Source organism: Nocardia brasiliensis (assembly GCF_011801125.1).
In the GTDB taxonomy this organism is placed as follows: domain Bacteria; phylum Actinomycetota; class Actinomycetes; order Mycobacteriales; family Mycobacteriaceae; genus Nocardia; species Nocardia brasiliensis_C.
In genome coordinates this window covers 2845163-2863823 of the sequence record NZ_CP046171.1, presented here as the reverse complement: position 1 = coordinate 2863823, position 18661 = coordinate 2845163, and the positions used below count along the sequence as shown (strand labels likewise).

Here is an 18661-nt window from a genome sequence, read left to right as displayed (position 1 = left end):
ACCGCGGATCGGAAACCGTCACGGCCCAGTATGACGTGATCGTTGTCTCAGCAGTTGCCGCGTGCGCTTTCCCGCGCGTGCCGTGTCCTCACTACGTGCGCATCCGACCGGACGCGCGACAACGGACCGGAGGTGGGCCGCGACGCAGGCCGTACACCGTTTCCGCTCGAACAGAGGTAAGGCAGTGACCGAACAACAACCGACCCGGATCGCCGGCATCGAGCAGGGCACCGCGGTGCTCGCCGCGGCGACCTCCCTCGCGCTGACCATCGCCGTCGCCGCGCTGACGCATTCGCTCGGTGCGACGGTCGCCGCCGGTGCCAGCATCGTCGGCGGGCTGGTCCTCGTGCTGAGCATCCTGCCGCACAAGGCCTAGACACCGCCCCGACGCTGCTCAGGTCGTCACGGGCGATGGCACCGAGACGCCGCGCCGGACCGCTCACTCGTGGGCGATGCCCGCGCACCAGACCTTGGTGATGGTGCGGGTCGCGTGGATGTCGGCGAGCGGGTCGCCGTCGATCAGCACGAGATCGGCCCGCTTTCCCGGGGCGACGGCGCCGCGATCGGTGAGCCCGAAGTGCTCGGCGGGCACGCTGGTCGCGGCCTGCAACGCCGCCGTCGTGGACAGTCCGGCGGTGACCAGCAGTTCCAGTTCGCGGTGCAGCGATTCACCGTGCGGAGGCTGACACGGCGAGCCGGGGGTGCTGTTGGCGTCGGTGCTGGCGAGGACCGGCACACCTGCGGAGTGCAGCGCGGCGACGGTCGCCAGACAGTCGGCGAAGCCGAGCACGCCCTGCGACTTGGCGAAGCCCTGCATCATCGTGAGGGTGGGTGCGACGACGCGTCCCTCGGCCGCCATCCGCCGCACGTCCGTGGCGGGCACCTGCCCGTCCATCGGGACGTGCGTGATGATGTCGGCGCCGACATCCAGCGCGAGGGCGTACGCGGCCAGCGACGCGGCGTGCACGACGGTGCGCATGTTGCGGGCGGTCGCGGCGGCCACCACCGCTTTGGCCGTCGCCGCGTCGGGCCCGCCGTCGCCCGGGGCCTCCAGCATCAGTTTGATGTAGTCCGAACCCGCCGCGGCACGTGCGGCGACGAGGGTCTCGGCCTCGGCCACGCTCCGGATGACGGCCCGTTCGGCCAGACCGGGCAGCTGCGCGTGCACGCCACCCGGTCCGATGATGGGCGTGCCCGCACTGCGAATGTCGGTGGTGCCCGGCCGATTTCGGAGCGGGTCGAGCTCCTCGCGCGGCCAGGTCGCCATGTCCAGCGCGGTGGTCACGCCGTGGGAGGCGAGCTGATCCAGCGATTCGTCGCCGGATAGGTGCACGTGCGCATCGATCAGACCCGGTAGCAGGATCGCGCCGTGCCCGTCCATTTCCGCCGCGCCCGTGGGATCGGTGCCGATCACCGCGCCGTCGATCACCACCGTCGTCGGCTCGGTGAGTCTGTGACCATCGAAGACCCGAACGTTGCGCAGGGCGGTTTTCCCGTTCGCTGGGGCTTCGACAGTCACGCGGACCTCCGGTGCGGTAGTCGTGCGGCGGCAGGATACAACCGCTCAGCATGGAACGTTAGTTGCCGTCCACGCATTTGTCCGCACACGAAGTGGTAACACCTTGTTCGTGTTCGCCGCCGCTCAATCGGCGAGCCGCGCGCCGGTGTCGGGATGGAACAGATGCACTGCGGCGGCATCGGTTACCGCCAGCCGCACCGATTCGGCGAGCCGGGCCGGCGCCCGCAGCGCCGAGCGCGCGACGAACAGGAACGACTCCCCGTCCGGGCCGCGCACCGCGCCGCCGGACGGGCGGGCGTAGACGTAGGACTCGCTGCCGAGCTCCTCGATCAGCTCGACAGTGACCTCGAAACCGCTGCCATCCCTGCGCAGTTCGAGCTGTTCGGGCCGGATGCCGACGGTCACGCGGGACAGGCCGTGCTCGGCCAGCCGGGCCAGCCGCTCGCGCGGCAATGCCAGTGTGCTGCCCGCGATCTCGACGCCACCGGGGACCAGCGTGACCGTGCACAGGTTCATCGACGGCGAGCCGATGAACCCGGCGACGAACGCGGTAGCCGGGCGGTCGTACAGCTCGGCGGGGGTGCTGAACTGCTGCAATCGTCCGTCACGCAGGACGGCGACACGGTCGCCCATGGTCATCGCCTCGACCTGGTCGTGGGTGACATAGACGGTGGTGGTGCCGAGGCGGCGTTGCAGCGCGGCGATCTGGGTGCGGGTCTGCACCCGCAGCTTGGCGTCGAGGTTGCTCAGCGGCTCGTCCATGCAGAACACCCGCGGCTCGCGCACGATCGCCCGGCCCATCGCGACCCGCTGGCGTTGCCCGCCGGACAGCTTCGCCGGTTTGCGATCGAGGAACGGCGTGAGGCCGAGCAGCTCGGCGGCCTCGGCGACCCGCCGCTTACGCTCGGCCAGCGGCACTTTCATCATCTTGAGCGCGAAACCCATGTTCTCGCCGACGGTTTTGTTCGGGTAGAGCGCATAGTTCTGGAAGACCATCGCGATATCACGGTCCTTGGACGGCACCCCGACCATGTCCGCGCCGTCGATGCGGATCGATCCGGCGTCGATCTCCTCCAGCCCGGCGAGCATGCGCAGCGCGGTGGACTTGCCGGAGCCGGAAGGCCCGACCAGAACGATGAATTCGCCGTCGGCGATGTCGAGATCGAGCGAGTCGACCGCGAGGGTGTCGGCACCGGCGTACACGCAGGACGCCGCGTCGTAACGAATGGTGGCCATGGGTGGTGTTCCTTACTTGATGGCGCCGAAGGACAGGCCGCGCACGAGCTTGTTCTGCGCGAGCCAACCGGCGAGGACGACAGGGAGCGCGCAGAGCACCGCGGCGGCCGACAAGCGGGCCCAGTACAACCCCTCACCGGTGATGAAGCCGACGAGGAAGACCGGGATCGTCTGTGCCTGAACGGCGGTCAGGTTCACCGCGAAGAAGAATTCGTTCCACGAGAAGATCACGCAGATCAGCGCGGTCGCGGCGATGCCGGGCGAGACGAGCGGCAGGATCACCTCGCGCACCGCGGTCCACAGGCTCGCGCCGTCCATGCTCGCGGCCTCCAGCAGCTCGCCGGGCACCTCGAGGAAGAACGAGCGCATCATCCACACCGCGATCGGCAGGTTCATCGCGGTGTAGAGCACAACCAACGCCCAAATATTGTCCAGCAGACCGATATCGCCGACGATCACATACAGCGGCACGATCGCCGCGACCACCGGCAGCATCTTGGTGCCGATGAAGAAGAACAGCGCGTCCTGCGTGCGCCGCACCGGCCGCAGCGACAGCGCGAACGCGGCGGGCAGGCCGAGCAGCAGCACCAGGATCGTCGACATCGCCGTGGCGAAGGTGGAATTCAGCAGCGTCGTGCCGATACCGCTGTCCAGCACCGCGGCGAATTGGTCCAGCGTCGGGGTGAACAACAGCTTCGGCGGGTCGGTGTAGGCGTCGGCCTCCTGCTTGAAGGCCGTCAGCACCATCCACAGCACCGGGAAGAAGAACCCGATGCCGACCACCCAGGCAAGCACCGTCCAGACCAGCCCGCCGCGATGTCGCCTGCGGCGGACCGGAGCCTCGTGCGCGGTCATGCCGCCTCCTCTTTTCCGGTGAAGGACTTGAACAGCAGGCGCAGCGCCAGGGTCGCGACCACGGTGGTCGCGATGACGGTGATGACGCCCATCGCGGCGGCCTGACCGATGTCGAAACCGAGGAACGCGCGCTGATAGATGTAGAACGGCAGGTTCGAGCTGGCGATGCCGGGACCGCCCGAGGTCATCATGTACACCGCGTCGAAGGTGTTGACCAGGTAGATGGCGCCGAGCACGGCGCCGAGTTCGATGAACCGGCGCAGATGCGGCAGCGTGAGTTCGCGGAAGACGGCGAACGAGCTCGCGCCGTCGACCCGGGCGGCCTCCACGATGTCGCGCGGCATCGACTGCAATCCGGCCAGGATCAGCAGCATCATGAACGGGGTCCACTGCCACACCAGATCGGCCATCACCGCGGGCAGCGGATAGCGGCTCACCCAGTCGATCCGGCCCCCGCCGAACGGTTCGAGCACCACGTTGACCAGCCCGAACACCGGGTCGAGCATGGTGGTCTTCCAGATCAGCGCGGCCGCCACCGGCGTCACCAGGAACGGGGTGATGAGCAGCGTGCGCACGATGCCGCGCCCGAAGAAGGCCCGATCCAGCAGCAGCGCGAGCAGCAGGCCGAGCACCACCGAGATGAGCACCGTGCCGACGATCATGATCACGGTGTTCGCGGCGACCTGACGAAACTGGCTGTCCCGGAACACCTCCGCGTAGTTGTCCAGGCCGGTGAAGTGCCGCGAACCCGGGCGGACCAGGTTCCACGACTGGGTCGAGTAGTACAGCGTGAACACGAACGGCAGCTGGGTGACCACGATCATGAAGATCAGCGCGGGCAGCAGCGGGCCGCGCCGCCGCCAGCCCTCGGCCCGGGAGATCCGGTCGCGGCGGGAGACAAGCGGGGGTGCGGGCTCGGGCGCGGCAGGCACGGAATCCATTGGCGCGGTGGTTGTTTGCGACATCGTCACTGACTTTCTCGATACGACCGCCCGACCACGTCGGCGTACTGCTGAGCCTGGTCGAGCGCGGCGCGGACGCTGATCCGGCCCGCGACCGCGGCGCTGATCTGCTGACTCACCCTGGTGCCGAGATCCTGGAACTCCGGAATGGTCAGGAATTGAATGCCGGTGTACGGAACCGGTCGCACACCGGGGTTTTCCGGGTCGACCCCGGACATGGCCGCGAGGGTGAGCGGTCCGTAGGCCCGCGCCGCCTCGCGATACTCGGGTATCTCGTAGGTCGAGCGCCTGCTGCCCGGCGGCACGTGCGACCAGCCGAGCTTCTCCCCCACCATCCGGATGTAGGGCTTGCTGGTCATCCAGGACACGAATTTCCATGCCGCGTCCGGCTTGTCGGTCGTCTTCGGGATGCCGAGCGACCAGGTGTAGAGCCAGCCCGCGTTCGGCTTGCGCATGATCGGCGCCAGCGCGTAGCCGATCTTGCCGACCACCTTGCTCGACGCCGGGTCCTCCAGCACCGAGACCGCGGAGGTCGCGTCGTACCACATCGCGGTGTTGCCCTGCGCGAGCTGCGTCGCGCACTCGCCGAAACCGCTGGTGGCCGCGCCGGGTTCGCCGTGCGTGCGGACCAGATCGACGTAGAACTCGACCGCCCGCACCACCTCGGGGCTGGTGAGCTGGGCGTGCCAGTTCTCGTCGAACCAGCGGCCGCCGAAGGTGTTGATCACGGTGTTGAGCGGGGCGAGGGATTCGCCCCAGCCCGGCTTGCCGCGCAGGCAGATGCCCGAACGACCCGCGGCCGGATCGTCGAGCTTCGCCGCGGCGGCGGCGACCTGATCCCAGGTCGGCTCGGCGGGCATGCTGAGCCCGGCCTGCTCGAGCAGATCCTTGCGATACATCAGGAACGACGACTCACCATAGAACGGCACCGAATACATCGCGCCCCGATACGACAGCGACTTGCGCAGCGAGGGGATGAAGTCCTCCTCGTCATAACCGGGGGTATTGCGGGCATAGCTGGAAAGGTCGGTCAGCCAGCCGTTCTCGGCCCACTGCGGGGTCTCGTAGTTGCTGATCATCACGACGTCGAACTCGCCGCCGCCGGTGGCGACGGAGGCGGTGATCTTCGCCCGCGCCTCGTTCTCCGACAGCGAGATGAATTTCAGCTTCGTGCTCGGGTTCTCGCGTTCGAACTCACCGGAGAGCGCGATGGCGTCGCGCATCTGCGAGTTCGAGACCATGGCGATGGTGACCGTGTCGCCCCCGGCACCGAACGAGCCGGCCCCGGCACAGCCCGCCGCGGCCAGTACGGCCGAAATACTCAGCGCCAGTACGTTTCTCCGAATATGACTGCGCCTGTTCATCCGGCCGCACCCTCCTTCTGATCCAGCAGCCAACGCGCGCAGTCGATGTCGGTGACGAGCACCTTGGCCAGCCCGCCGCGCAGCGCGCCGAGGGTGGCTTCGTGTTTGGCCACGCCACCGGCGATCAGCAACGTCGTCGGACAGTCCCGCACGGCGTCGAGGCCGACCGAGACCGTCCGCGCGGCAAGCGATCCCGCGACATCGCGACCGTCGGCGCGGAAGAAGCGGCCGCCGATCTCGCCGATCGCGCCGAGCCCGCGCAGCTCGTCGAGCACGGCGGTGTCGAGGTAGCTGCCCTCGAACAGCGTCGTCGCGGTGGACACGGTGCCGACCCCGAACATCATCACGTCGGCATGACGGCCGAGCGCCATCGGCTTGCCGAGCACCGAATCCTGTTCCAGCGCGGTGACGGTCGCCGGATCGGCATAGAGCGGGGCATGCAACCGGACCGGCGTCGCCTGTAGGTAGGTCGCGCACCGGCCGAGGGTGTACTCGACGCCGGTCTGATAGTCACCCGAACTCATCGATCCGTCCAGCTGAACGACGAACGTGCAGCGGGTCGACTTGGTGTGCAGCTCGTGCGCCACCGCGATCGTCTCTGGGCCCCAGGTGAATCCGAGTGTGTCGGCGGGTTGCAGCCGACGGGTGAGCACAGCGACCGCGGCACGGGCCAGCGGTTGCAGTCCGGACGGCGAACCGTCCGGCACGTCGCGCAGTACGACGGCCTCGGTCAGGCCGAACGCCGCCTCGAGTTCACGCTCCAGCTCGGTGTGCACCGTATCGCGCAGCTCGTCCGGGACGCTGATCTCGATGCGCACCAGCCCCTGGGCCCGCGCCCTGGCGATGAGCCGGCCCGCGGTCGGCCGCGAAACCCCGAGTTTGGCCGCGATTTCGGCCTGAGTAGCGCCTTCCAGGTGATAGAGCTGCGCGGCACGTAGCGCGAGCCTGACGTCATCCGGCATACCCGGCCGGGATGGGACGGTGGCCACATGGCCTCCTCAATGCGTCTGAGCATATGCTCAGCATGTGATCCCCTGCTCACAGAGGGTACCATCCGAGATGTGACGTACACAACAGTGGTGGGGTAGCTATGACTTGGGACACAATCCAGCCGCTCGGCGCAGCGACCCTGCGCGAGCTCGGCTCGGGCATCACGACTCCGGCCTACGATCGGTCGGAGATCACCACCGGCATAGTGCATTTCGGTGTCGGTGGGTTTCACCGCGCGCACCAGGCGATGTACCTGGACCGGCTGCTCGCGCGCGGCGCGGCGCGCGACTGGGGCATCTGCGGGGTGGGCGTGCTGCCCGGCGATCGCAGGATGCGCGACGTATTGACCGCACAGGACGGGCTGTACACGCTGTCGGTGCTCGCGCCGGACGGCGGCTGGAGCGCCCGGGTGATCGGCTCGATCGTCGAATACCTTTACGCGCCCGACGATCCCGAGGCGGTGCTGGCGAAACTGGCCGCGCCGAGCACGCGCATCGTCTCGCTCACCGTGACCGAGGGCGGCTACCACATCTCGGCGGGCACCGGCGAGTTCGACGCCGACGACCCGGCGATCCAGGCCGATCTCGTGCCGAACGCGGTGCCCGCCACCATCTTCGGTCTGATCACCGAGGGCCTGGCCAGGCGCAGGGCCGACGGCGTCGCCCCGTTCACGGTGCTGTCCTGCGACAACATCGAGGGCAACGGCGCGGTGGCCCGCAAGACCTTCAGCGCGTTCGCGCGGCTACGCGACGCCGAGCTCGGCGAGTGGATGGCAACGCGGGTGAGCTTCCCGAATTCGATGGTCGACCGGATCACGCCGGTGACGCCGCCGGACGCGGCCGAGGAGGTGCGGCGGCGCTTCGGCGTGCGCGACGAATGGCCCGTCGTCACCGAACCGTTCACCCAGTGGGTGCTGGAGGATTCGTTCCCGCTGGGGCGGCCGGACTACGACGCGGTCGGCGTGCAACTCGTCGACGATGTCGCGCCGTACGAATTGATGAAACTGCGGCTGTTGAACGCCAGTCACCAAGCGCTGGCCTATTTCGGGTATCTCAGCGGCTACCGGCTGGTGCACGACGCGGCGCTGGACCCGGTGTTCCGCCGATTCCTGTTGCGCTACATGGACGACGAGGCGACCCCCACCCTGCTGCCGGTGCCGGGCGTCGATCTCGACGACTACAAGCGCACGCTGATCGAGCGCTTCGCCAACCCGGCGATCGGCGACACCATCGCCCGGCTCTGCGCGGAATCATCGGACCGCATCCCCAAGTGGGTGCTGCCGGTGATCCGCAGGCGCCTCGCCGACGGCGGCGACATCACCTGCGCGGCAGCACTTGTCGCCAGCTGGGCCCGCTACGCCGAAGGCATCGACGAGCAGGGCGAGCCGATCGATATCGTGGATCCGTTGCGCGAACGCCTCATCCCCCTGGCCCGCAGACAACGCAGCGACCGCACCGCATTCCTCAGCGACCGCGAAGTTTTCGGCGACCTGATCGACGAGCCACGGTTCGTACGCGCCTACGTCACGACACTGGATTCGTTGTACACCAAGGGAGCTCGCGCGACAGTCGCCGAACTAGCGGGCTGAGTTCTACCTCATACGTCCGGCTGGATGCCGCCGCGGTCCAGCTCGTCGCCCGAGCAGGCGGAGCGGGAGCCGATACCAGGGTCGCATCGGTGACGACGACAACGCGGCCAGAGCGACGAACTGGACCGCGGCGGCGCCGGATCGGACTTGGACACAGGGCTGCAGGTGAGCCGTAGGGCGGCAAGTCGGTCCTGCGGGGAGAAGCCAGCGGGGTTCTCCGACGTCCGAGTCGGGCGCCCGGCCCGACTCGGCACTACAAAGCGTAGTAAATTGATACCACATATCGTCTGCAAAACCGGCGTTGGCCGCGTCGAAAAAGACAATCTAGGGGTCTTTTCTGACGCAGTTCATGGTATTTTTGATGTATGCGTAACGGTGCAGATGTCCGCACGAGGCTCGCCGAACTGGCCGAGTCCCAATGGGGACTGCTCACCACCGCCCAGGCCGCAACCGTCGGCGTGGGCACCAAGCAATTGCAGCGCCTGGTCGACCACGCCGTGCTGGTCCGATTGCGCCATGGCGTCTACCGCCTCACCGGAGTACCCGATTCCCCAGCCGAACCGATCCGCACGGAATGGCTCGCGCTCGAACCCGCCCGCACCGCAGGAGACCGAATCGGCGACCAAGTCCCCCTCGGGGTCGTCTCCCACCGTTCCGCTGCCGATCTACACGGCCTGGGCGACCTCGACGCCGACTACATCGAATTCACCGTCCCCACCCGCCGCGGCACCCGCAGCCCTGATATCCGCTTCCACCGCGCCACCCTGACCGACTCGGAGTGGACACTGGTCGACGGACTGCCGGTCACTACCCCGGCTCGCACGATCGCCGACCTGGCTGCCGCGCGAACCGACGGCGGGCACCTGGCCTCGGTCGTGCGCGACGCCCTGCTGCAAGGCGCCCCGATCGACAGCATCGCCGCAGCGCTGCGCCCCTACGCCCACCGCTACGGCGCACCCGTGGACAACGGCTCAGCCCTGGTCACCCACTTCATCAACCAAGCCGGGGTGCCAGAGTCCGCCCTAGCACTGTCCGTGCCCGCCCTCGAACCACTGGTATCGGCCAACCGCGCGGCGAACGAGGCGCTCGAACAGTTGATGCGCGGCCAGCGCAGCACCCACCTCACGACCGCGCTGACCTCACTGGCCGTACCGCCCACCACCCAAGCAGCCATGACCGCACTGCGCGACCAACTCGCCCGGACGGTGTCTACCGAACAACTCGCCGCGGCCCTCCACCAGGTGCTGACCCCGATCACCGAGAATCCAGAGTGGCGAAAGGCGATGGCGCACCTACAAACACAATTACTGCAATCGGTCGATCCGAACCAGTTCCCCAGCACCGAAGCAGCCCGCGACGCGGCGGCAGCATTATTGCGCGACAGTGTCGCGAAAGCACTCATCGACGCCGCAGCCACCCCCGCCGCATCACCCTTGGAGGCCGACGAGTGAATGCTCTCAACCCAAGCTCGTTCAAAGCGTCGCTGCGGTCCAGAATCCAAACCCGAGCACGCCAGACCCGACGCCCGGCCACCGCGCTGCGCCGCGAGTTCTTCATGCAGCGCTTCCTCGCGCGCGTATTCGCCGACCCCACCTCGCCCTGGGTCGTCACCGGCGGCGGCGGGCTGCTCGTGCGCCTGCCCGGCGCCCGATCCAGCCAGGACCTCGACCTAATCCGCACCGACACCGATATCACCGGCGCCATCGACGAACTGCGCAGCCTCAGCGGCGCGCGACCCGACATAGACCCCTTCGTCTTCGGAATCGAACTGGCCAAACAACTCACCGGCGCCGCCGCGGCCGGTGCCGAACTCACCGTCACGATCTACCTCGGCGCAACCCTGATCGCCGACTTCCACACCGACCTGGCCGTCGACAAAATCATCATCGGCGATATCGAAACACTCACTCCCACACCAATTCTCGATCTCGACGGATTCACCGCACTCCCACCGGTACGGTTGATCCCCATACCCAGCCAAGTCGCCGACAAGATCTGCGCCATGACCGCCCGCTACGGCGACACCCGCCGACCCTCCAGCCGTTGGCGCGACCTCGCCGACCTGTGCTTCATCGTCGACAACTTCGCCTTCGACGCCGCCGAAACCCGCACCGCCGTCGACATCCAACGGCACCGCCGCACCCTCGAACTACCCACCACCCTCACCTCCCCCGGCCCCGAATGGGCACACGCCTACCCCGCTATGGCCAAGGACACCACCCTGCCCACCCACCTGCACAACCTCGACACCGCACTCGCCTTCGTCGGCGCCTGCCTCAACCCCCTCCTCGACGGCACCCGCACCCACGGCCGCTGGAACCCGCAAGACCACTCCTGGGGCCCCGCGTAAGGATCGATCGCGGCGACGAACCTCGACTTTGCCAGTCACGCGGACGCCGAACTAGTGCTCGTCCAGGAAGGTCGGTGCGTTCATCGCAAACAACGCAGCGACCGCACCGCATTCCTCAGTGACCGCGAAGTTTTCGGCGACCTGATCGACGAGCCACAGTTCGTACGCGCCTACGTCACGACACTGGATTCGTTGTACACCAAGGGAGCTCGCGCGACGGTCGCCGAACTAGCGGGCTAGGCGACGGTCTACCCGCAGCCCGGGGTCCCGGCGTTGCTGCCGGTCGCGAACGGCAGGCACAGGCCCGACGAGCCGGTGTTGAGCACCCGGATGAACTGCGCGACCAGCGTGTGCGGGTCGGCGACCGGTGCCACCGTGCTCGGTGCCCGCGGTGCGTCGAGTGGCTGCGCGGACGCGGGGCCACCACCCAGCAGCACGCCTGCGCCGATCGCGGCGCAGGCGGTGAACACGCGGACGGAGACCGTACCCATCAGTTTCTGCATGACCACAAACTAACGAGGAAGCGCGAGAAGTCAGCGCCCCCAATTGCTGGCCCCCGACTTCTGCGGTCACTCGGCCACCGGCTTTCAGCGGGGGACGATCCGGGTGACCGCGTGGGTCTCGTCGCCGACGACGAACCAGATGTCGAGGGCCGAGCCCGCTCGATGCGCGAGCAGGTCGACTCGGTCGCCGGACTTCAGCGGCTTCGCGTACTCGATGATCGCCCGGTGCGCGCCCGTCTTCAGGTCCTGGTGGTCGGCCAGCATCTCCTCGACGCCGCTCAGATAGACCGAGTTGTTCACGTGGTCGAGCATGTCGATATCGGTGATGCGCAGGGGGAACGGCCGCACCTGCACGTCGTCGGCCGCGGCGCTCGGCGCGGGGTCGGTCAGCGCCGCCTTCCAGCGCAGCCGGTGTTCGGTGGTGGCGGCCAGCATCGGCGCCATGAAGCGGTCGCTCATCCGGGCGGGCAGGCCGGATTCGGTGCCGAAATGGATCAGGAAGGCCTCGGTCTCGACCAGCCCGCCCCGGCTGCCGACGATCTGCACCCGCATGTTGCACCAGCGATTGGACAGCCCGGAGCACCAGCGGCGCAGCGTGACCCGCTCGCCGAACTGGATCGGCTTCAGCACGTCGATCACGGTCCGGCGCACCACCCAGCCGGGATGGGCGTCACCGTCGTCCACCGCGTCCAGGTGTTCGAACCCGATGTCCTGCAGGTATCGGGCGATGGCGTCGAGCCGCAGGCGTTGGTTACCGTCGGTATCGGCGAGACGGACCGGCCACCCCGTCTCGAACGGGGTTCCGGTGGTCGGACGTTCCGGCAGCACGCTGGGAATGACCATGCAGGGATACTGCCAGGTCATCCCGCCCGCGCGCGCACCGGCACGGTCAGCGCGTCGCGAATCTCACAGCCGCGCCGGGCCCGGCGCTGAAACCGCCCGCACCCGGTCCGGCAAGGCGGCACGGGTGCGGGCGGGCAATCGATTACTTCTTGCCGCGCTCGCGCTTCTCGCGGACGCGCACCGAGATCCGCACCGGCGAACCGTCGAAGTTGAACTCCTCACGCAGCCTGCGCTCCAGGAAGCGGCGGTAGCCCGCCTCGAGGAAGCCGGTGGTGAACAGGACGAACGTCGGCGGGCGGGTGCCTGCCTGGGTGGCGAACAGGATGCGGGGCAGGCGACCGCCGCGCATCGGCGGCGGCGTGGCCGCGACCACTTCCTTCAACCAGTTGTTCAGCCGACCGGTGGAGATGCGCTTGTCCCAGGACTCGAGCGCGGTCTCCATCTGCGGCACCAGCTTCTGCACCGCGCGGCCGGTGTGCGCCGAGATGTTGACCCGCTGTGCCCACGGCACCCGGACCAGATCCCGGTCGATCTCGCGCTCCAATTGCAGGCGCCGGTCCTCGTCGACCAGGTCCCACTTGTTGAAGGCGAGCACGAGCGCGCGACCGGAATCGGCGACCATGCTGATCACCCGCAGGTCCTGCTCGGTCATCGGCTGCGAGGCGTCGATCAGCATGATCGCGACCTCGGAGGCCTCCAGTGCCGCCTTCGTGCGCAACGAGGCGTAGAACTCGGTGCCGCTGGAATGCGACACCTTGCGGCGCAGCCCGGCGGTATCGACGAATTTCCAGACCTTGCCGCCCAATTCGACCAGCGAGTCGACCGGGTCGACGGTGGTGCCCGCGACATCGTGCACCACCGACCGCTCGTCGCCGGCCAGCTTGTTCAACAGGCTGGACTTGCCGACGTTCGGCTTGCCGACCAGGGCGACGCGGCGCGGACCGACGCCACCGGTGCCCTCGCGCGGTGTCTCCGGCAGCACCTCGAGCACATCGTCGAGCAGGTCACCGGTGCCGCGGCCGTGCGCCGCGCTGACCATCCTCGGCTCACCGAGGCCGAGCGACCACAGCGCGGCGGCCTCGGACTCGATGCGCTGATCGTCGACCTTGTTGGCGACCAGGATCACCGGAATCTTGGAGCGGCGCAGCTTCTTCACCGCCGCCTCGTCGGTCGCGGTGGCGCCGACCACGGCGTCGACCACGAGCAGGATCGCGTCGGCGGTCTGCATGGCCACCTCGGCCTGGCGCGCCACCGACTGCTGCAAACCCTTGGCGTCGGGCTCCCAGCCGCCGGTGTCCTGTACCAGGAAGCGGCGACCGGCCCAGTTGGCCTCGTAGGAGATCCGGTCCCTGGTGACGCCGGGGATGTCTTCGACCACGGCCTCGCGGCGGCCGAGGATCCGGTTCACCAGCGTCGATTTGCCGACGTTCGGGCGCCCGACCACCGCGAGCGTCGGCATCGCGAGCTGCTCGGCGCCCTCGAACTCACCGTCGAGATCGGTGAGCTCCCAGTCGGTTTCGTCGCTCCAGATGCCGTCGCCGGCCATCACGTCTTCGGTCACTGCGAACCTCCCGTCCGGCCTACCGAAATCTGCTGCCCGACAACGCGGTACAGCTCGTCGATGACCTCATCCATGTTCAGATCGCTGGTGTCGACCAGCACGGCGTCCTCGGCGGGACGCAGCGGGGACACCTTGCGGGTGGAGTCGAGGTTGTCGCGTCGCTGCACGTCGGCGAGCACGGCCTCGTAGTCGTCGCCGCGGCCCTCGGCGATGTTCTGCTGATTGCGCCGGTGCGCGCGCGCCTCCGCCGAGGCGGTCAGGTAGATCTTGGCGTCCGCGTCACGCAGCACCACGGTGCCGATGTCGCGGCCCTCGACCACGATGCGCTGTGCGGCCGTGGTGATCTCGCGCTGCAACGCGACCAGCAGATCCCGGACCTCTGGCACGGCCGACACCGCCGAAACGGCCTTGGTGACGGCATCGCCACGGATCTCCGAGGCCACGTCCTCGCCGTCGAGCTGGATCACCTCACGGCTGGGATCGGTTCCGATCGAGAGCGGCAGCTCCTTGACCGCGGCGCTGATCGCCGCGGCGTCGCTCAGCTCGACGCCCGCGCGCAGCACCCGCAGCGTCGCCACCCGGTACATCGCACCGGTGTCGAGATAGCGGGCGCCGAGCCGGGTGGCCAAGCGCCGCGAGACGCTGGACTTGCCGGTACCGGACGGGCCGTCCATCGCCACCACGAGCGGACCGGTCCCCGACAACTGCCGAGGGGCCTCGACCGGAATCTCCACACCCATCACAACGACACCGCCTCGTAGAGTTTGCCGATTTCCGCGCGACCGAGCACCCGCAGCGTGCCCGGCCGCTGGTCGCCGAGCGCGACCGGACCGATATTCGTGCGCACCAACCGCGACACCGGATGGCCGACCGCGTCCAGCAGCCGGCGCACAATGTGCTTGCGCCCTTCGTGCAACACCAGTTTCACCAGGGAACGTCCCTCGCCCAGCTCGAGCACCTGGAAGCTGTCGACCTTGGCCGGGCCGTCGTCGAGTTCGATGCCGTCGCGCAGGCGTTTGCCGACCGACTTGTGCACCTCGCCGTTGACCGTCGCCAGGTAGGTCTTCGACACCTGGAACGACGGGTGCATGAGCCGGTGGGCCAGGTCACCGTCGTTGGTGAGCAACAGCAGGCCCTCGGTGTCGGCGTCGAGCCGCCCGACATGGAACAGGCGCTGGCCGGCGGCGACCCGCTCGGCGACGATGTCACCGACGCAGGGGCGGCCCAGATCGTCGGACATGGTGGACTGCCAGCCCTTCGGCTTGTTCAGCGCGATGTGCACGAGTTCCTCGCGCACCATCACCCGGGTGCCGTCCACCCGGACCACGGCGACCTGCGGATCGATCCGCAGACCTTGCTCGCGCACGATCGCGCCGTCGACCTCGACCCGGCCCTGCGCGATCATCTCCTCGGCGGCGCGGCGCGAGGCCACCCCGGCCTTGGCGAGTACCTTCTGCAGCCGCTCGCCCTCGCCCCACGGCATCTTGACGTGCCCCTCGGTGGCCGCGGGCTCCACGTGCTGACGCTTGGCGGGCTTGGCGTTGCTCAGCAGCGGTGCGGACTGAGTCTGCTTCTGCGGCTTGGGATTCTTCTTCTTGCCGGTCGGCGCGGGCTGCGCGGCCCGGCGCTGCGGAATGCCGTGCGCCGGGGTGCCCCACTGCGCGGTGCCGCCCTGACCCGTTCCGCGCCCCGAATTACCTTGCCCGGCACCGCTTTCGGTACGAGGACGGTAGGAGCCGCCCGACGCGGCGCCGCCCGCGCGGCCGCGGGTCGCGCCGCCGCCCTGCGTGGTGCCGCCGCGGGTGCCGCGGTATCCGTTGCCGCCCTGGTCGTTTCCGCGCGGCGGCGCGCCGCGATATCCCCCGTCACCGCGGGCGCCGCCGCGGTCTGTCCCCCCGCGAGCCGCACTGCGTGCGTCTCGCGCCGCGCCACCCCTGACGGGCTGGTCGCTGCGTTTCCTACGATCCGGTGTGCCATCTCGGCGAGCGGGCGTATTCATTTTGTCCTGTCAGTCCTCGCTGCCGAGGTCCAAGTCGGCCTCGGCGGGTTTCTTCAGCTTGGTGTAACGGGGGTCCGTGTCCAAGCTCTCGTTGATCTCATCGATCAGGTCGACGCCCGGGAGCAGGGGCGCCAGCGGTGGCAGGTCGGACAGCGACGCGAGCCCGATCCGCTCCAGGAAGAGCTCGGTCGTGCGGTATGTCGTCCCGTTCGTTTCCGGGTCGACGCCTGCCTCGGCGATCAAGCCCCTGGCCAGCAGCGTGCGCATCACCCCGTCGACGTTCACGCCGCGCACCGCGCTGACCCTGGTCCGGGTCACCGGTTGACGGTATGCCACCACCGCCAGAGTTTCCAAGGCCGCCCGCGTCAGTTTGGTGCGAGCGCCATCGAGCAGCACCCGTTCCACATAGGGCGCGTACTCGCTGCGAGTATAGAAGCGCCACCCGTCTCCGACGAAACGCAGGTCGATCCCGCTGCCCCGCGCGGACAGCTCCGCCGACAGCTCGCGCAGCACCTGCTCGACCCGCTCGGTGGTGTCGTCCAACGCCGCCGCCAACTGCTCTACCGGGGCCGGAGCGTCCACGACGAGCAGCATCGCCTCCAACGCCGAGCGGAACTCGTCGTCCTCGAGATGCTCCGGCGTGAACTCCGACACGGTGTCGTCGGCGACGGGTGCCTGGTCCTCGTCTGCCGGGGTCACGACATCATCGGCGGCAGCCGAGCCAGGGGCGGGAGCGGTCGCACCGGCCGCGCCGGTCGCGGGAGCACCGTCGACCGCAGCCGAGTTCGTCTCGGCGGCCGGGGTGTCGGTGTGCTCGGTCACCCGTAGTCCTCCTCGATGGTCACAGTGTGGTCCGGGCCGTCGTCGCCGATCCAGCTGATCGAGAGTGGGCCGAGCGGGTCGGGCTGATCGAACTCGATCGTCTTGCCGCGATACAGCTCGAGCAGCGCCAGGAAGCGGGCGACGATCTCGACCGGCACGGTGCAGTCGGCGACCAGGTCGGTGAACGTCGTCCACCCACCCTTGCCTGCCAGCTTCAGTCGTTCGAGCACGAGCGCGGCCTGTTCGGCGATCGACACCGCGTGGTTGTGCAGATGGTCCAGACCGACCTTGGGCACGGGCCGCGGCCGGAACGCCGCAGCGGCGATCGCGGCGAATTCGTGCGCGTCAACACCCAGCGTAACCTCGGGCAGCAGACCGGCGAAGCGCTCCTCCAGGCCGACCGCGCGCGGGTACCGCCGCAGCGCCACCGCCTCCAACTCACCGAGCAACTCGGCCACCTGCTTGAACGCCCGGTACTGCAGCAGCCGCGCGAACAGCAGGTCGCGCGCCTCTAGCAGTTCGAGATCCTCGGCGTCGGTCATCTCCCCCGCCGGCAGCAATCGCGCCGCCTTGAGGTCGAGCAAAGTGGCGGCCACGACCAGGAATTCGGTGGTCTGGTCGAGGATCTTGTCGGCCCGCAGTGTCGTCGTGGTGTCGTCGGACAGCGCCGCGGTCAACGCCTTGGTGTAGGCGATGAACTCGTCGGTCACCTTGTGCAACGCGACCTCGGTGACGTCGAGCTTGCGCGAGCTTATCAAGGTCAGCAGCAGATCGAACGGTCCCTGGAAGTTGCTCAACCGCAGGTGGAACCCGGTCTTCTCGGTACCGGCGGACTCCGAGGGGGACTCGGAGTCCGCGGCGGCGGGTTGCTCGGGCATCTGGACATCATCCGGCACACCGGAGTGGTCCGATGTGTGCAGGCTCGGGGTTGCCGCGACATCGCCTGCGCGCGGATCCGATTCGTCCGGTTCGTGTTCGCGCGCCGCAGCCCGCTCCAGGAGGTCGCCCGCGGGGTGGTCGTCGCCGTGGACGACCCCGTGATCGGGCGGATGGGTGGTAGCGGGTGATGCGGAGTCGTTGCCGCCGATCACCGGCCGGACCGGTGGATGACTTCCCGCGCCATCGCCCGATATGCTTCGGCTCCACTGGATTTCGGCGCCCACGTGGTGATCGGCTCGCCCGCGACACTGGCGTCGGGGAACCGCACGGTCCGCGAGATCGCCGCGTCGTAGACCAGGTCACCGAACACCTCGACGACCCGCGCCATCACCTGACGGGAGTGGAGTAGTCGGGCATCGAACATGGTGACCACTATCCCGTACAGGCTGAGCCTGGGGTTGAGCCGGTCGCGCACCTTCTCCACGGTGTCGTTGAGCAGCGCCAGCCCGCGCAGCGAGAAGTATTCGCATTCCATCGGAATGATGACGCCGTCGGCGCAGGCGAGCGCGTTGACGGTGAGCAGACCGAGCGAGGGCTGACAGTCGATGATGATGTAGTCGTAGCGATCTCGGATCGAATGCAGTGCCCTGCCGAGCGAATGCTCCCGGCCGACCTCGTTGACCAGCTGGATCTCCGCGGCCGACAGGTCGATATTGCTGGGCAGCAGGTCCATGTTCTCGACCCGGGTCTGCATCAGCACGTCGTCGATCGAGCCCTTGGAGCCGACCAGCAGGTCGTGCACGGTGAGCTCGAGATCATGATGGGCCACACCCAATCCCGCGGACAGCGCGCCCTGCGGGTCCAGATCGACCAGCAGCACCTTGCGCCCGTATTCGGCGAGCGAGGCACCGAGATTGATGGTGGAGGTGGTCTTGCCGACGCCGCCCTTCTGGTTGCACATGGCGATGATGAGCGCGTCGCCGTGCCGTTCGAGCGGTGCCGGGTCCGGCACGAGACGAAGGGGTCGCCCGGTGGGGCCGAGTGCCGCGTCCTCGGGGATAGGGAGATCGGCTCCGGTGCCCCACAGGGTTTCGGCCGCCGCCGCCGAGGCGGTACCCGGATGCGGCTCCGCCCCAGCACCCATCGGCGGCTCTGCCGCTCCGGCTGATGTCACGATCCGCTGCTCCTTA

18 protein-coding genes are annotated in these 18661 nt (G+C 68.5%); 4 read left to right on the top strand and 14 right to left on the bottom strand.

The genetic code is table 11. The features are described 5' to 3' along the window. The first annotated feature begins 184 nt into the window (after positions 1–184). A complete protein-coding gene (locus F5X71_RS13035) occupies positions 185–376 on the top strand; it encodes a hypothetical protein (RefSeq protein ID WP_167462172.1) in 192 nt (63 codons plus the stop codon). Between the two features lie 63 nt (positions 377–439). Here F5X71_RS13035 and F5X71_RS13030 read toward each other — a convergent pair whose 3' ends face one another. The 6 genes from F5X71_RS13030 to F5X71_RS13005 all read right to left on the bottom strand — a co-directional run bounded on the left by F5X71_RS13030 (position 440) and on the right by F5X71_RS13005 (position 6898). Next, positions 440–1519, bottom strand: a complete 1080-nt coding sequence (locus F5X71_RS13030; protein ID WP_167462171.1) for an amidohydrolase family protein — start codon at positions 1517–1519, stop codon at positions 440–442. Positions 1520–1642: 123 nt separating this feature from the next. Continuing rightward, positions 1643–2755: an ABC transporter ATP-binding protein gene (locus tag F5X71_RS13025; RefSeq protein WP_167462170.1), complete on the bottom strand. Its 1113-nt coding sequence runs from the start codon at positions 2753–2755 to the stop codon at positions 1643–1645. 12 nt (positions 2756–2767) lie between these two features. Then, positions 2768–3610: a carbohydrate ABC transporter permease gene (locus F5X71_RS13020; RefSeq protein WP_167462169.1), complete on the bottom strand. Its 843-nt coding sequence runs from the start codon at positions 3608–3610 to the stop codon at positions 2768–2770. After that, positions 3607–4551, bottom strand: coding sequence for a carbohydrate ABC transporter permease (locus F5X71_RS13015; RefSeq protein WP_238815866.1), 945 nt, complete (start codon positions 4549–4551; stop codon positions 3607–3609). The genes F5X71_RS13020 and F5X71_RS13015 overlap by 4 nt, the downstream gene beginning before the upstream one ends. Before the next feature lie 26 nt (positions 4552–4577). Beyond that, positions 4578–5936 carry an ABC transporter substrate-binding protein gene (locus F5X71_RS13010; protein WP_167462167.1) on the bottom strand — a complete coding sequence of 453 codons (1359 nt, stop codon included), beginning with the start codon at positions 5934–5936 and terminating at the stop codon, positions 4578–4580. Next, positions 5933–6898 (bottom strand): sugar-binding transcriptional regulator, encoded by a 966-nt coding sequence (locus F5X71_RS13005; protein WP_167466439.1) that lies wholly within the window; start codon positions 6896–6898, stop codon positions 5933–5935. The genes F5X71_RS13010 and F5X71_RS13005 overlap by 4 nt, the downstream gene beginning before the upstream one ends. Before the next feature lie 128 nt (positions 6899–7026). Here F5X71_RS13005 and F5X71_RS13000 point away from each other — a divergent pair, with 128 nt between their 5' ends. From F5X71_RS13000 to F5X71_RS12990, 3 genes are all read left to right on the top strand, one after another. Next, entirely contained in the window at positions 7027–8514 is a 1488-nt protein-coding gene (locus F5X71_RS13000; protein ID WP_238815865.1) for a mannitol dehydrogenase family protein, read from the top strand. Between the two features lie 365 nt (positions 8515–8879). Next, positions 8880–9965, top strand: a complete 1086-nt coding sequence (locus tag F5X71_RS12995; protein ID WP_167462166.1) for a type IV toxin-antitoxin system AbiEi family antitoxin domain-containing protein — start codon at positions 8880–8882, stop codon at positions 9963–9965. Beyond that, positions 9962–10864, top strand: a complete 903-nt coding sequence (locus F5X71_RS12990) for a nucleotidyl transferase AbiEii/AbiGii toxin family protein (RefSeq protein WP_167462165.1) — start codon at positions 9962–9964, stop codon at positions 10862–10864. The genes F5X71_RS12995 and F5X71_RS12990 overlap by 4 nt, the downstream gene beginning before the upstream one ends. Positions 10865–11112: 248 nt before the next feature. Here F5X71_RS12990 and F5X71_RS12985 read toward each other — a convergent pair whose 3' ends face one another. The 8 genes from F5X71_RS12985 to F5X71_RS12950 all read right to left on the bottom strand — a co-directional run bounded on the left by F5X71_RS12985 (position 11113) and on the right by F5X71_RS12950 (position 18615). Further along, complete coding sequence (locus F5X71_RS12985) at positions 11113–11367, bottom strand: hypothetical protein (protein WP_167462164.1); 255 nt, start codon at positions 11365–11367, stop codon at positions 11113–11115. An 84-nt stretch (positions 11368–11451) separates the two neighbouring features. Continuing rightward, on the bottom strand, positions 11452–12210 hold the full coding sequence (locus F5X71_RS12980; protein WP_167462163.1) for an acyl-[acyl-carrier-protein] thioesterase: 759 nt from the start codon (positions 12208–12210) through the stop codon (positions 11452–11454). Between the two features lie 142 nt (positions 12211–12352). Then, positions 12353–13756, bottom strand: a complete 1404-nt coding sequence (der, locus tag F5X71_RS12975; RefSeq protein ID WP_167466437.1) for a ribosome biogenesis GTPase Der — start codon at positions 13754–13756, stop codon at positions 12353–12355. An 11-nt stretch (positions 13757–13767) separates the two neighbouring features. Further along, a complete protein-coding gene (gene cmk / locus F5X71_RS12970) occupies positions 13768–14511 on the bottom strand; it encodes a (d)CMP kinase (RefSeq protein WP_167462162.1) in 744 nt (247 codons plus the stop codon). Continuing rightward, positions 14511–15770, bottom strand: coding sequence for a pseudouridine synthase (locus tag F5X71_RS12965; RefSeq protein ID WP_167462161.1), 1260 nt, complete (start codon positions 15768–15770; stop codon positions 14511–14513). The genes cmk and F5X71_RS12965 overlap by 1 nt, the downstream gene beginning before the upstream one ends. A 9-nt stretch (positions 15771–15779) precedes the next feature. Then, positions 15780–16592 (bottom strand): SMC-Scp complex subunit ScpB, encoded by an 813-nt coding sequence (gene scpB / locus F5X71_RS12960; protein WP_167462160.1) that lies wholly within the window; start codon positions 16590–16592, stop codon positions 15780–15782. After that, positions 16589–17470: a segregation and condensation protein A gene (locus tag F5X71_RS12955; RefSeq protein WP_167462159.1), complete on the bottom strand. Its 882-nt coding sequence runs from the start codon at positions 17468–17470 to the stop codon at positions 16589–16591. The genes scpB and F5X71_RS12955 overlap by 4 nt, the downstream gene beginning before the upstream one ends. Before the next feature lie 209 nt (positions 17471–17679). Next, positions 17680–18615 (bottom strand): ParA family protein, encoded by a 936-nt coding sequence (locus F5X71_RS12950; protein WP_428981489.1) that lies wholly within the window; start codon positions 18613–18615, stop codon positions 17680–17682. Between the last annotated feature and the right edge of the window lie 46 nt (positions 18616–18661).